Source organism: Brachyspira sp. G79 (assembly GCF_002379365.1).
GTDB lineage: Bacteria > Spirochaetota > Brachyspiria > Brachyspirales > Brachyspiraceae > Brachyspira.
In genome coordinates this window covers 729290-744046 of the sequence record NZ_JQIU01000008.1, presented here as the reverse complement: position 1 = coordinate 744046, position 14757 = coordinate 729290, and the positions used below count along the sequence as shown (strand labels likewise).

Genomic DNA, 14757 nt, shown 5'->3' with positions numbered 1-14757 from the left:
GTCATTGAACATTTCAAAAAATGAGAGTATTTTGTTTTTTCTATATCCTCTATAGTGCAGGCTATATTGATATTGTAATTTCCTATAGATACTCTTGTTAATTCTTTTGTATAGGCTAAGTTACCTGTTATATTTCCTATATCCCTTATTATAGACCTTATATAAGTACCTTTGCTTACTGAAGTTTTTATTTTGAAATATGGATAATCATATTCTAATAATTCAATGCTGTTAATACATACTTCAGAAGCTTTCAATTCAAAACTTTGATTATCCCTTGCCAAATCATAAGCTCTTTTTCCATTAATTTTTTTAGCACTATATGTAGGAGGTTTCTGCAAAATATTTCCTTTAAAATTTTCTTTTATAATTTTTTCTAATTCTTCAAAACTTAATTTATTATTTATATCAGATTTTTTTATTATATTACCTTCTACATCATCGGTATCTCTCATTTCACCAAATACTCCCAATGCAGTATATTCCTTAGGCATGTCATCAAATAAGAAAAATAATTTAGTATATCTTCCAAATGCCAGTATTAAAACTCCATTTGCAAAAGGGTCTAATGTACCTGCATGACCTATTTTTTTTTCTATTATGTTTTCTTTTTCCCTTAATATCTTTTTTACCTGTCTTATAGCGTCAAATGAAGTTATGCCTATAGGTTTATTTACAATGCAAAAACCTTTCATAAATATTATTCCTTATAGATTATATATTTATTTAACCTCTTATTATTTGAAGAGAGTTAAAATATATATTTAAAATACTTTCAGATATATTGGATATATTATTATATTTTTTTGAGAACAAATCATTTCCTATTGATTTAACTAAATCATCTATAGTTTCTATATTATGTTTAAGCGTTCCAAGCTGCTGCTGAGAAAGATGAAGCAGATGTATATTGCTTTTATCAAATTCAGCTATTGTGGTTTTAGTAGCTTCATCAAGCAGATAATAAACTACAATTAATTTTTCTTCTTCTTCCTGAGTAAGTACTGTATTAGATGTATTATATATTTTTGATAGTTCTCCCATTCTGTATGCTATTTTGTATATGGAGTTTAAATTATCAAAAAACCAATTAACATTATTTCTTTTTCTTAAATCGGATAATACATATTTAATATCATGTAGTATGGAATACCCTGCACTTTCATCTTCTTTGCTTGATATATAGTAGTGAGAGCGTATTAATATATCCTGCAAACTGTCAAAATCAGTTTTCCATTGTGGGTCTTCTGTATTGATATTGTAGTATTTTTTCTTAAAGTCATTCCACACTATAATAAATTTTTCTATAGCCACCTTTCTGTCATTATTATTAACATCTCTTATAATCAATAATGTATCCATATATGCCTTATCCAGAGAAGCCATATCTTCTAAAAAATTATCCTGTTTTTTTTGACAAGATGCAAACATAATTAATAGTAATAACAATATAAATGCTTTAATATTCAATATAAAGTCTCCAATATTTAATTTTATCTATTAATTTAAAAGTATTTCAAATTATGATTTTACAAATATTAACTATGATAAGTTAAAATAGTTAATACATTAAAGGATAATTTATTATAAATCATGAAAAAAAACAAGCTATATATTTTTATTATATTGTTATTAATAATTATAATATCATGTTCAGGTAATAATATAAGAAGAGGCTCATTATATTCAAAAGCATACACAGATATAAGTTTTGAAGTAAGCAGAATGAAGGCAGAAGATGCTATGTATTATTATATAGCTGAACAAACTGCACCTTTAATTAATAGAAATGATTTTAATATAGTTGCAGTTTCATTAAAAGACAGTAATCTTATAGATTTCTCTAATAATGATATTGTAACTTTTAAAGAATATAAAAAAGATGATAATTTTTATACAGAGATAAAATTAAAAGATGATACTATATATGACAGAACTGTAGAAGTATTAAAGAGATTAAAAAAAGAGGGCAGTATAGATGATAAAATTTTTAGAGCTAATGCCTCAATAGAAATATCAGAAAATGCCAAATTAAATGCATATACTAGACAAATTCTTACACAAAATGCTTTAAAAAGGGCGTATGAATCTTTGTTTAAAGTATTGCTTAGTAATAATATAGAAGTTAATAAAGCAGTGAGTTTAACCAATGAGGCTTATATATTAGAAGAAAGCTACAGTTCTAATGAATATAATGTAGTCGTAGAAACTATTGATAATTAATTATATAAGCAGACTTATATATTATTATATAATCTGCTTATAATTTATTAACTTTATTTTAAGCCAATGATTCTTTAATATATTTTTTATCAATTAAAAGTCTTATTATTATAAATATAAATGTCAATATCAAAAATATTATTCCGCATATAGGCAGATTATTAATTGTTGTATTTGTTATAAAGAGTCCTCCTAAAGAAGTTCCTATTGTTATTCCAAGATTTCCAAAAGATATGAAAAGTCCATTTGAAAATTCAGGAGCTTGAGGAAGTGCCGATGTAATCCAATACTGCTGAATATTATTACCCATTCCGTATACTATTCCCCAAATAAATGATATTGCAAACATTAAAGCGGATATACCTCCTAAAAGAAATACTAAAATATATATTAGAATAAATATAAATGGATATGCCGTAACAAATTTTATAGCATTTTTGGATAAAAACTTTCCTGCTAAAAAATTTCCTATTATACTTGATATACCAAATATAAAAAGTATAATGCTTGAATATTTTCCAGTAATATTTGATACATCTTTTATATATTGAGCAAAATAACTGTATACTGATGACATAGAAGCGGCAATCAAAGCAACAGCTGCAAGTGATATCCAAGTGATAGGAAGTTTTAATACAGAAAGCTGAGAGCCATAAGAAAGCCTTTTGCTTATAGGCATTGAAGGAACTAAAAATATTATCGCTATAAATGATACTATATTTAAAACTGCCGCAAACAACATTGATACTTTATAAGAATAAGTTTCAGCAAAAAAATTTGATGCAGGAGTACCTATTACTATTCCAGCAGAAACACCCATCATTATTATAGATACAACTTTAGGAATATCTTTTTCTTCAGCAGTTTCTGAAGCTACAGTAAATGACATAGAGCAGTATATAGGGTGAAAAATAGCTGGTATTATTCTAAATATTAAAAGAATATTAAAACTATTTGTAAATGCTGATACTATATTGCTTATTATAAATACTCCAATTACTATAAGCATGGATATTTTTTTATTGATACCAGAAAATAATAAAGGCATTATTATACCAGATATAGCTATTGTAAAGGCAAAAGCACTAACTAAAATTCCTGATTTTTCTATAGTTACATTAAAAGTTTCTGCAATTATAGGAAGCACTCCTACTATTCCTATTTCTGTATTTAATATTGCAAATATAGCAAATGCCAATATTAATACTAAAATATTATTTTGTTTTTTCATTATAATAATTCTCCTAGTATTATTAATTTTTGAGAATTATATCATTGAAGTTAACTCAAGGTGCAATATGTAAATTAGAATTTTTTTGATATTATAGAAATAAATTATATATAAATAAAAAAGTTCTCATACTAAAAAATAATCATAGTATAAGAACTTTTTATAATATTTATTAATTTAGTTTTAAACAATTATATTATTTAAATCTTTCTCCTGTTGTGTAATAATAAACCCATTTGGCTATATTTTCAGCATGGTCTCCCATTTTCTCAAAATATTTTGCTATCATCATTAAATATATAGCTTGGTCGGCATTCTCAGCACCGCTTTTTATGAGCTCAACCATGGCATCACGCATTTTATAAAACAGTTTATCTACTTTATCATCTCTTTCTATAACATCTCTTGATAATTGAGAGTCCTTTTCTCTGAAAGCCTTAATACAGTTTGTAACCATATAGTCTATAATTTTTGACATCTCTATTATTGTATCAAGATTATTTTTATATAGATTACCTTCTAGTAAAAATCTAATCAAATCGCATATATCTTTAGCCTGATCTCCTATTCTCTCTAGGTCAGTAGCTATTTTTAATGCAGCAGAAACTATCCTCAAATCTGTTGCTACAGGGTGTTCTAATAAAAGCATTTTTAAAGATGCACTTTCTATTTTGTATGATATTCTGTTTATATTTCTGTCATTTTCTATTACATTATTAGCTAGTTCAATGTCTCCGTTTATCAAGGCATTAGATGAGTTTCTTAAAGCCTCGAGTATCATATCTCCAGCTTCAGCAACATAATCAGTTAATTTATTTAATTCTTCTTCAAATTTTTTCATTTATTATTTCTCCATTTGTTTTTATAAAATAAATAATATAAAAAATATAAATTATCCGAATCTTCCAGTAATATATTTTTCTGTTCTTTCATCTTTTGGTTTAGAAAATATTTCTTCTGTATCATCATATTCCACTATTTCACCAAATAGAAAGAATGCAGTTTTATCGGATACTCTCATAGCCTGCTGCATATTATGTGTAACTATTACTATAGTATATTCATTTTTAAGTTCATTAATAAGGTCTTCTATCTTACCTGTACTTATAGGGTCTAATGCACTTGTAGGTTCGTCCATAAGAAGTATTTTAGGATTTACGGATAACGCTCTTGCTATGCATAATCTCTGCTGCTGTCCACCAGAAAGTCCTAAAGCATTTTTATTAAGCCTGTCTTTTATATCGTCCCAAATGGCTGCTTTTGTTAAACTGTATTCTACTATATCATCAAGTTCTGATTTCTTTTTTATTCCAAATGTTCTAGGTCCGTAAGCTATATTATCATAAACACTCATAGCAAAAAGATTTGACTTTTGAAATACCATTCCTACATTCTTTCTTAAATATGAGACATTAATATTTTTATTGTAAATATTAACTCCTGCTATTTCTATATCGCCTTCTATTTTGCAGTTGGCAACTAAATCATTCATTCTGTTAAAAGTTTTTAATAGGGTAGACTTACCGCAGCCTGAAGGCCCTATAAATGCAGTTGTGCTGTTTTTGTTTATATCTATATTAATATTTTTTAAAGCCTGAAAACTTTCGTAATACAGATTTAAATTTTTAGTTCTTATAACTTTATCAATATTAAAATCAAAGTTTATATTAGAGTTTAATTCTTTAGTCATATGATATATATTAACCTCCATTTATTAATATTCTTAATAATCTTTTTTCAGCTTTTTATTTACAAAGAATAATAAAGCATTAAGAAATATAACCATAATAAGAAGAATACTTGCCGTAGCAAAGGTTTGATTTATATAAAGCCCCTCACTTGAAAACATCCACATCATAACAGAAAATGTACTTCCAGAACTTAAATATCCTCTAGGCATATACCTTACTGCACCAGCAGTGTATATCAATGCCGCACTTTCTCCTACTATTCTTCCAATGCTTAGTATAACAGAAGTCATTATTCCAGAAAAACCGCAAGGAAGTACTATCTTAAATATAGTTCTCACTTTAGAAGCTCCAAGTGCCAAACTTCCCTCACGAAGACTTGAAGGAATTGATAATAGTGTCTCTTCAGTCTGCCTTATTATAGAAGGAAGTATTATCAAAACCAATGTTAAAGAACCTGCTAATATACTTCTTCCTATACCAAAAAGATTTGCAAATACCAGCATACCAAAAAGCCCGAATACTATTGAAGGTATACCAGACAAACTATCTGTAAATATTCTTATAACTGATATTAATTTACTTTTAGCTTTTGAATATTCTGTCAAATAAATAGCGGCAAAAACTCCAAGCGGTATTGCTATTATTAATGACATAAAAAGTATCATAGCAGTAGAAACTATAGCGGGTAGAAGCGTCATTTGAGAATTGTTACTTTTTCCAAATAAGAGATTAAAGTTAATATGAGGCAATCCTCTTACAAGTATAAATACTACTATAAATACAAGAAAAAGCGTTGCTATTGTAGAAGCTATTATAGAAATATATTTAAGTATATCAGCTTTTATAGTTGACACTCTCATATCTATATTTTTAAAAGAGAAATTACTTATATCATTTTTTAATTCTTTATTTTTATTAAATAAACTGCTTAAAGAAAATGAAAAATATAAATTATTTCTTTTTAATAGAGAAAGTATAATATTTATTATAAGTATAAAAATAAGAAGCACAAATGCCGTTGCAATCAATGCCGACCTATGAATACCAGTAGCATACCCCATTTCTAAAGCTATATTAATAGTCATAGTTCTAAAATATGAGAATAAATCTTTAGGTATAAAAGGGGCATTTCCAGCAACCATCATAACAGCCATAGTTTCTCCTATAGCTCTTCCCATACCAAGCACTATAGCAGAAAATATACCAGATTTTGCAGCTTTTACTATAACACCAAAAACAGCCTGAGAATGAGTGTTACCCAGTGCTATAGCTCCGTCATAGTAATATTTGTATACTGCCTCTAAATTATATTTTGTAATAGATGTTATTGTAGGAAGTATCATAACTGCAAGTATTATAGAACCTGCTAAAACTCCTTCGCCGATGTTATTTGGAGATATGTTTTTTAGAAATGGCACTAATACTGCCATTCCAAAAAATCCGTAAACTATTGAAGGTATACCTGCAAGCAAATCTATAACCTGCGATAGTATTGTTTTTAATTTTGATGGTGCAAACATAGATATATAAACTGCTGTAAAAAATCCGAATCCCCCTCCAAGAGTTGTAGAGAGAATTGTTATGTATACAGAGCCTACTATCATCGGAAATATTCCAAACTCTTTTGATGAAGGCGACCAATTCATACCAAAAACAAAATTTAAAAATCCTACTTCTTTAAATATTGGAATGCTGTAGATAAATATAAAAATACATATTGAAAATACAACTATAACTGAAAATATAGAACATATAAAAAATATATATCTCATAATATTATCTGCAATTTCATTAAATATATGTTTATTAATATTGCTGTTCAAAATATATATCCTATTTTGTTTTTAATTTTTATTAAAAAATTTGTAGTAATAAAAAAGCCGATATACAAATATTAATTGCTTGTATACCGACTTTGCTTTTTATTAACTAGCTACATACCCGTTTTCATTTATAACCGTTTTTCCTGTTTCACTGTTTATAAAATCTAAGAAAGCCTTAGTCCCAGCATCAAGCTCAATTCCCTTTTTGGTGAATATGTAGAAAGGACGGTAGAGTTTATATGAATTATTCTGTATATTCTCTACAGAAGCTGTAACATATTCATCTTGTCCTTTTGCTTTGTATGCCAGAGGCTTTATTGTATCATCAATAGAACCTAAAGATATATAGCCTATTTTTGATGCATCGCTCATAATGGAAGTTTTTACCTTTCCCGTAGCGTCAAGTATTTCTACTGTTGACGGAAGAGGGTTATCTTTACCTATTAAAGTTAAATCTGTAAAAGCACTTCTAGTACCAGAACCATCTTCTCTTGATATTGATTTTGTTATACCATTTACTGCGGTATTCATCATATAAAGATTATACAGTTCTTCCTCGCTTATCTGACTTATATTAGCATCGTTATTTGCTATAATTACTATGCCGTCCTGACATAATAAGTAAGTATCAAGACCAGAAAGCTCATCTTCTTTTAAATTTCTTGAAGCCATTCCTATATTGTTATTTCCGTTTACAGTGTCCTGAATTCCTATGGTGGAATCAGAAGTCTCTACTATGACTGTATAATCAGGATTAAGCTCTTCAAACTTTGCAGCCAATTTAAACATTAGCGGAGAAACTGAAGAAGAACCTGTGATTACTATGTCATTTGGATTTGAAGCACCGCCTGAGCAGGAAATAAGCATGAACATGCTTGAAAGGATTAGGAAAATCAAAATCTTTTTCATAATATTGATTCACTCCGAAATAGTTTTTTGTTAATTCTCAAAATTAACGCAATTCTTATATACTAGAAAAAAGATTATGTCAATAACAAAAATGAAATTTAATTTTAATTTTTTAATTTTTTACATAAACTATACCTAGCTATGTTATAAATTAACATAATATTAAAATATGTTAACTATATTATGTATACTTATATATAGATTTTTCAAGTATTAATATATTTTTTATATTCCTTTGCCTTCTACAGTGCGAAGTTTGTTTATAGGTATATCATTATATTTTGAGGATTCCTTTTTTGATAATCTTCTCCATTTTACAGTTGCTCCTACAACTCCTGATTTGTCAAGCGATGCCTTTAATAGCAATGTATTTTTATCTTCAGTAAGGTTTATATTAGCATAGTATGTGCTTCCTTGGTCTGTATGGTATATTCTTCCAGTAGTCCATTTTCCATTTTCAAATACTATATCATATATAAATATTAGTCCTATAAGTTCTTTATCTCTTAGGCTTTTATTTGGATTATGTATATCTAATGTAGTTTTTACATCATTACGTAATTCTACAGCATAGGCATAAACTTTATTATCTATAACTATTATTTTTACTGTTTTCATTCTTCCTTTTGGTTTTTCTGGCATAGCCCAAAATCCTTCAGCATCTTTTGCATTATTCACTGCATATACTGAAGATGCAAATAAAACAGAAAATAAAATTAATAATATATTTTTTTTCATTTTTATAACCTAAAGTAATTTTTTTATATATTTTATTATACAATTTAAATAATTTTTTACTATATATACTATTGATTTTATTGATTATTATTAAGTAATTGTGTAAAATTGATTAATAAAATTGCTATAAGGAGTTGTGTATTTATGAAAGACCCAAGAATAGAGAAGCTTGCAAAAACAATAGTTAATTATTCATGCAAATTAAAAAAAGGTGAAAAAGTTCTTATAAAATCATATGGAGTAGGAGATGAGCGTAATTTAGTTACAGCCATTATAAATGAAGTCTATAAAGCAGGTGCTAGTCCATTTGTTTGGAATCATGATCCCTATATAATGAGAGAATTATTAAAACAGTGTAATGAAGAGCAGATGAAAATTTGGGCTAAATCAGATTTAATGCTTATGAAGGAAATGGACGCTTATATAGGTATATGGGGAGGATTAAACAGTGCTGAAAACTCTTCAGTAAAGATAGAAAATAATAAAATATATGAAAAGTTTTATCTAAATCCAGTGCATATGAAAGAGAGAGTAAAAAATACAAAGTGGGTTGTGATGAATTATCCTACACCAGCAATGGCTCAGCAGGCTTCTATGAGTACTGATGAGTTTGAAGATTTTTATTTCAAAGTATGCAATTTAGATTATTCAAAAATGTCTAAAGCTATGGATAGTTTGGTTTCTCTTATGAATAAAACTGATAAAGTTAGAATAGTAGGAAATGGTACGGATTTGACTTTTTCTATTAAAAATATACCAGCTATAAAATGTGCAGGAGAGCTTAATATTCCAGACGGCGAAGTATTTACGGCACCTGTAAAAAATTCTGTTAATGGAGTTTTAACTTATAATACTCCTTCTTTATATAGCGATGGTTTTACTTATGAAAATGTAAGGTTTGAGTTTAAAAATGGTAAAATAGTTAATGCTTCTTGTAATGATACTAAAAGAATAAATAAGATATTAGATACTGACAGCGGTTCAAGATATATAGGGGAGTTTGCTATAGGAGTTAATCCTTATATAACAGAGCCTATGAAAGATATATTATTTGATGAAAAAATTATGGGAAGTTTTCATTTTACACCGGGGGCTTGTTATGATGAAGCTCCTAATGGAAATAACTCTTCTGTGCATTGGGATTTGGTATGTATTCAGACTAAAAAATACGGAGGCGGTGAGATTTATTTTGATGATAAACTTATAAGAAAAGATGGAATATTTGTTATTGATAGTCTTAAATGCTTAAATCCTAATAATTTAAAATAATAAGGCATATATATGAGTGATAAAATAAATAATAAATTTGCTGTAAGGTTTGCATCTCCTGATGATATACCTACTATATTAAAGTTTATAAGAGAGCTTGCGGCATACGAAAAATTAGAAAATGAAGTTACTGCAACTGAGGATATATTAAGAGAATGGGTATTTGAAAAAAATAAATGTGAAGTATTGATAGCATTAGAAAATAATACTGAAATAGGGTATGCATTATTTTTTCATAATTTTTCTACTTTTTTGGGAAAAGCTGGAATATATTTAGAAGATTTATACATAACTCCTAATTACAGGAGGCTTGGATATGGTAAAAAGCTTTTAAAAGAAATTGCTAAAATTGCTGTTGAAAGAGGATGCGAAAGGCTTGATTGGCAGTGTTTAGATTGGAATAAGTCTAGTATTGATTTTTATTTATCACTCAATGCTATAGAAATGAAAGGTTGGATTTCCTATAGGCTTAGTCATGAAAAATTAAAAGAATTTGCTGGTATGTAATTTTATGGTATTTTTTATTTTATAATTTGATTTTGCCATTTGAATAATATAAATAGTATTCTCCTGTGTACTTTGTTGGATACCGTTTTTTACCTCGGGTGTATGATAGGTGTTGATCCATATGAATACATATTCATAAAAAAGCTTCATTTTTTATATCTTAAGTATTTACACAGTATGTAAATATTTATTTATATAATAGATTTGTTTCAAAAGTGCTTGATAAGATTATATATTAAAATTTAGTAATTTATCAATTATGAAAATAATGTTTTACATATTATATAACTTGTTATTTTAGTATATAAATATGTTGTACTTTGTATCATCAAACAGTGCCTGCTTCTCATCTGCTGAAGTCGCACAGGGTGAGACGTACTTTTATGTGGCATCACCAGTATGTTCTTTTCCATGCAGCAGAGCGGACAGCAAAAGAAGTTTGGGCGTACAACCGCATGCTTTGCAGGTATAGTCCACACAAATAAATAAGATTTTAAAATACATTTTTGATAAACTTAAAAATTTTCAGTATATATTCTAAAATTATACAGTTCACTTATTTTTATATATCTTTAAAAAATTCTTTTAACGCTTCTCTTACTATTTCTCTGTCATCAAAATGTATTGTTTTATCTGGAAATATTTGGTAAGTTTCATGACCTTTGCCTGCTATTATAACTATATCATTTTCTTTTGCTTCTTTTATAGCTTCAAATATTGCATCTTTTCTGTCTATAATTTTTTTATAATCTTTATTTTTAAATCCTTTTTCAATATCATTCATTATCTGATTAATGTCTTCTGTTCTTTGATTGTCTGTAGTAAGTATAGAAATATCAGCATATTTTTCTGCAATGCCAGCCATTATAGGACGTTTTTTTCTGTCTCTGTCTCCTCCGCATCCGAATACAACTATTACTCTGTTTGGATTTAATTTTCTAGCCTCTCTTAATATATTTTCTAAACTGTCTGGTGTATGAGAGTAATCAACTGCTGCAATGAAAGTGTGTTTTTCTTTTGTTACTATTTCAAATCTTCCTGCCACCTGAACCTTTCTCATAGCTTTAATTGATTTTTCTATGTCTAATTTATATTCACATACATAAGCTAATACAGATAAAGAGTTTAAAATATTAAATCTTCCAAGCATTGATAATTTTACTTTTGATATAAATTTGCCCTTAGCATAAAACTCATATTCTGTATTTTTTGAATTAAGAGAAATTATTTTTCCGTAATAATCAGCTTTTTCATTAAGTCCGTAAGTGACCATTTTTATACCGAGTTTTTTTATATAATTTGATATTTGCTTAAAATTATCAGTGTCTATATTTACTATTGCTAATTTTTTCTTTTTGCTGCTTTCTTTTAGAAGTGAGAATAATTTTAATTTTGCTTTAAGATAATTTTTCATATCTCCATGATAATCAAGATGGTCTTCTGTGATATTAGTAAAAATAGCTGTATCATAATTTAAATAATCGCATCTATCCATAGCTAGTGCCTGAGATGATGCTTCCATCACTATATGAGACACTTCTTTTTTTAATGCCTTATCAAATATGTTTTCCAAGTCAGCAGATTCTGGGGTTGTGAGATTAGTTTTTATTTCTGTTTTTCCTATCATATTTTTAATTGTACCTATTAAAGCTGTTTTATTTTTATTGGCTTCAAGTACAGATTTTAATAAATATGTTGTAGTTGTTTTGCCGTTAGTTCCAGTAATTGCTATAGTATTAATCTTTTTAGTAGGCTCATTAAAAAATTTTGCTGAAATATAAGCTAGACATTCTCTAGGATTTTTTACTGCTATAAAATATACATGTGAGTATTTATTTTCTAATTCTTTTATAAAGTTTTTATCAGCTGTATTATCATATATTATTATACTTGATTTATTATTAATAGCACTTTCTATATACTTATGTCCGTCATCTTTTAATCCCTTTATTGCTGCAAAAATATAGTTTTTCTTTATTAATTTGGAATTATAGGCTATGCCTTTTACTTCAGTATTTAAACATTCTTTTGTTAATTGCTTTTCTTTTGATACTTTATATCCTTTGATAAGTTCTTTAAAAAGTTTCATAATTTAGTCCCATTTTTTATTTATTATATTTCATATATAGAAAATAAAACAATTTTTTAAATTTTATAGTAAAAAATATATTCTTTTTTTGTACTATATTATATAAATAAATAGCTTGATTTTTAGGCGTAAAAGATATATAACTATATTATAGTGAAAACTTTTTTATTATATGGAATTATATTATGAATATATTTATGGTATCTAGCGAAGCCTATCCATTTTCTAAAACGGGAGGGCTAGGTGATATTGCAGGAAGTCTGCCTTTGGAGCTTTCTTCTATAAATACTATGAATACTGGAAAGACTTTAAATATTAATGTTTCCTTGATTATACCATTATATAAACAAAATTATAAACTCATAAACAAAAAAGATATATTAACTACATTAGAAATAGAACATGGTAAAAATATAATCAAAGTTGATATTGTTAGAATTAAGCATCCTAATAATGATGATATAAATGTTTATTTCATAAAAGAAGATAATTCATTTAAAAGAAATGGTATTTATTCAGAAAATGGTATTGATTATAATGATAATGCAAGCAGATTTATATTGTTTTCAAAAGCGGCTGTTAAACTTATAATATATTTATATGAAAAAGAAAATTTTAAACTAGATATAGTACATATACATGATTGGCAGACTGCTTTGATAGCTTTATATATAAAAGAAGTATTTAATGGAGAGGAAGCATTAAAAAAATTAAAAGTAATTTTTACTATACATAATTTGGCATATCAAGGTAATTTTTCTGTTGATATTTACGGTCTATTAAATGTTTCTTGGAAGTTTTTTGTACATAGCAGATTGGAGTTTTACGGCAATGTTAGTTTTATAAAGTCTGGAATTATACTATCTGATATCGTTACAACTGTAAGCCCATCATATGCTAAAGAGATACAGGGAGAAGAGTTTGGATGCGGTCTTAATAATTTACTTTCTGATTTATCTTCAAAATTATACGGTATACTTAACGGTGGTCATGATAAAGATTGGGACCCTAAAACAGACAAATATATAAAAAATAATTATGATATAAATACTTTTTCAAAGAAAAAAATTATAAGAAATTCATTATATAAAGAGTTTGGTTTTGTTAATAAATCTTGTCCTCTTGTAACTATGATTTCTAGGTTTGACCCGCAGAAAGGGCTTGATTTGATATACCAGTCTTTTTTTGAGATTTCTACTTATAATGCTAATTTTATTTTTCTTTTTAGTAAGAATAATTATTTTAAAGATTTTGAAGAAGATTTTATTGATAGAGCTGTCAGAGCAAAAAATATAAAGGTATTATTTACTTTTGATGAATCATTAGCACATAGACTTACAGCAGGAAGCGATATGTATTTGATGCCAAGCAGATTTGAGCCTTGCGGACTTAATCAGATATACAGTATGAAATATGGAAGTATTCCTATAGTGCATTCGGTAGGCGGGCTTAAAGATACTGTTATAAATTATAATGGGATAAAAACTGCTAATAAAGCAACTGGGTTTGTATTTAATGAATATTGTATTAAAAGTTTTGTTCACACTATGGATTTAGCTTTTGATTTATATTATAATAAAAAAGATATATGGGATAAATTAGTGGCTAATGCTATGAGTAAAGATTATTCGCTTCATAAATGTGCTTTGGAATATACTAAACTTTACAAAAAATTGTTAAGTAATAAATAATAGAAAAATTAAATTTACAAATTTACAAAGGAGTTAATTATGGCAAAAGATCCAAGTTTTGATATAGTTTCTGAGGTTGATATGCAGGTTATTGATGACTGCGTTAATGTTGCTACTAAGGAAATAGATAATAGATTTGATTTTAAGGGACAAAATATACAGATTGAACTCAATAAAGGAGAAAAAACTATTACTATAGTTGCCCCTGCAGATTTTGTACTTAATCAGGTAAAAGATATTCTATTTCAGAAATTTATTAAAAGGGGCTTAAATCAAAAATGCCTTAGAGAAAAGAAAAAAGAAAAAGCAGCAGGTGATGCAGTTAGAGAGATTAATGAAATAGTGCATGGTATAGACAAAGATTTGGCTAAACAGATAGTAAAAGATATTAAAGATATGAAATTAAAAGTGCAAGCGAGTATACAAGATGAGCAGGTAAGGGTGTCTGGGGCTAAAAAAGATGATTTGCAGTCTGTAATAACAATGCTTAAAGGTAAAGATTATCCTATACCTTTGCAGTTTACAAATTATAGATAATTAATTTTTTTATATAATTATTATGCAATAAAAAGAGGGATTTATAAAT

Annotated in this window: 15 protein-coding genes; 6 read left to right on the top strand and 9 right to left on the bottom strand. The window is 27.1% G+C overall.

Annotation, left to right across the window (positions count from 1 at the left end; translation table 11 throughout):
* Together truB and KQ44_RS04665 are read right to left on the bottom strand one after the other, a co-directional pair.
* Nucleotides 1-695: tRNA pseudouridine(55) synthase TruB (gene truB / locus KQ44_RS04670; RefSeq protein WP_240516480.1), on the bottom strand; the 695-nt coding region annotated here is incomplete at its 3' end.
* A gap of 31 nt (nt 696-726) precedes the next feature.
* Nucleotides 727-1470 carry a hypothetical protein gene (locus KQ44_RS04665; protein WP_096736431.1) on the bottom strand — a complete coding sequence of 248 codons (744 nt, stop codon included), beginning with the start codon at nt 1468-1470 and terminating at the stop codon, nt 727-729.
* Nucleotides 1471-1593: 123 nt separating this feature from the next.
* On the opposite strand from KQ44_RS04665, the gene KQ44_RS04660 reads away from it, so the two are divergent.
* On the top strand, nt 1594-2223 hold the full coding sequence (locus tag KQ44_RS04660; RefSeq protein WP_096736430.1) for a hypothetical protein: 630 nt from the start codon (nt 1594-1596) through the stop codon (nt 2221-2223).
* Between the two features lie 58 nt (nt 2224-2281).
* On the opposite strand, the gene KQ44_RS04655 is transcribed toward KQ44_RS04660, so the two are convergent.
* The 6 genes from KQ44_RS04655 to KQ44_RS04630 form a co-directional block, all read right to left on the bottom strand.
* Nucleotides 2282-3454, bottom strand: a complete 1173-nt coding sequence (locus KQ44_RS04655; RefSeq protein WP_096736429.1) for an MFS transporter — start codon at nt 3452-3454, stop codon at nt 2282-2284.
* 196 nt (nt 3455-3650) lie between these two features.
* Entirely contained in the window at nt 3651-4295 is a 645-nt protein-coding gene (gene phoU, locus KQ44_RS04650; protein ID WP_096736428.1) for a phosphate signaling complex protein PhoU, read from the bottom strand.
* 51 nt (nt 4296-4346) lie between these two features.
* Nucleotides 4347-5144 (bottom strand): phosphate ABC transporter ATP-binding protein PstB, encoded by a 798-nt coding sequence (gene pstB, locus KQ44_RS04645; RefSeq protein WP_096737789.1) that lies wholly within the window; start codon nt 5142-5144, stop codon nt 4347-4349.
* Between the two features lie 33 nt (nt 5145-5177).
* Nucleotides 5178-6968, bottom strand: coding sequence for a phosphate ABC transporter permease subunit PstC (gene pstC, locus KQ44_RS04640; RefSeq protein WP_096736427.1), 1791 nt, complete (start codon nt 6966-6968; stop codon nt 5178-5180).
* Between the two features lie 102 nt (nt 6969-7070).
* Nucleotides 7071-7877 (bottom strand): substrate-binding domain-containing protein, encoded by an 807-nt coding sequence (locus KQ44_RS04635; protein WP_096736426.1) that lies wholly within the window; start codon nt 7875-7877, stop codon nt 7071-7073.
* Between the two features lie 225 nt (nt 7878-8102).
* Nucleotides 8103-8615 (bottom strand): DUF2147 domain-containing protein, encoded by a 513-nt coding sequence (locus KQ44_RS04630; protein ID WP_096736425.1) that lies wholly within the window; start codon nt 8613-8615, stop codon nt 8103-8105.
* A gap of 144 nt (nt 8616-8759) precedes the next feature.
* Between KQ44_RS04630 and KQ44_RS04625 the strand changes: the two genes are divergently transcribed.
* The 3 genes from KQ44_RS04625 to KQ44_RS14405 all read left to right on the top strand — a co-directional run bounded on the left by KQ44_RS04625 (nt 8760) and on the right by KQ44_RS14405 (nt 10863).
* Nucleotides 8760-9884, top strand: coding sequence for an aminopeptidase (locus tag KQ44_RS04625; RefSeq protein WP_096736424.1), 1125 nt, complete (start codon nt 8760-8762; stop codon nt 9882-9884).
* Nucleotides 9885-9896: 12 nt separating this feature from the next.
* Nucleotides 9897-10391 (top strand): GNAT family N-acetyltransferase, encoded by a 495-nt coding sequence (locus tag KQ44_RS04620; RefSeq protein WP_096736423.1) that lies wholly within the window; start codon nt 9897-9899, stop codon nt 10389-10391.
* Between the two features lie 310 nt (nt 10392-10701).
* The gene (locus KQ44_RS14405; protein WP_168171257.1) at nt 10702-10863 is read left to right on the top strand and encodes a hypothetical protein; all 162 of its coding nucleotides are present in this window, start codon (nt 10702-10704) and stop codon (nt 10861-10863) included.
* A gap of 90 nt (nt 10864-10953) precedes the next feature.
* Here the strand turns inward: KQ44_RS14405 and KQ44_RS04615 are convergent, their stop codons facing one another.
* A complete protein-coding gene (locus KQ44_RS04615) occupies nt 10954-12480 on the bottom strand; it encodes a UDP-N-acetylmuramoyl-L-alanyl-D-glutamate--2,6-diaminopimelate ligase (protein WP_096736422.1) in 1527 nt (508 codons plus the stop codon).
* 185 nt (nt 12481-12665) lie between these two features.
* Between KQ44_RS04615 and KQ44_RS04610 the strand changes: the two genes are divergently transcribed.
* Nucleotides 12666-14171 (top strand): glycogen/starch synthase, encoded by a 1506-nt coding sequence (locus tag KQ44_RS04610; RefSeq protein ID WP_096736421.1) that lies wholly within the window; start codon nt 12666-12668, stop codon nt 14169-14171.
* A gap of 39 nt (nt 14172-14210) precedes the next feature.
* A complete protein-coding gene (locus tag KQ44_RS04605; protein ID WP_096736420.1) occupies nt 14211-14708 on the top strand; it encodes a YajQ family cyclic di-GMP-binding protein in 498 nt (165 codons plus the stop codon).
* Nucleotides 14709-14757 lie beyond the last annotated feature (49 nt).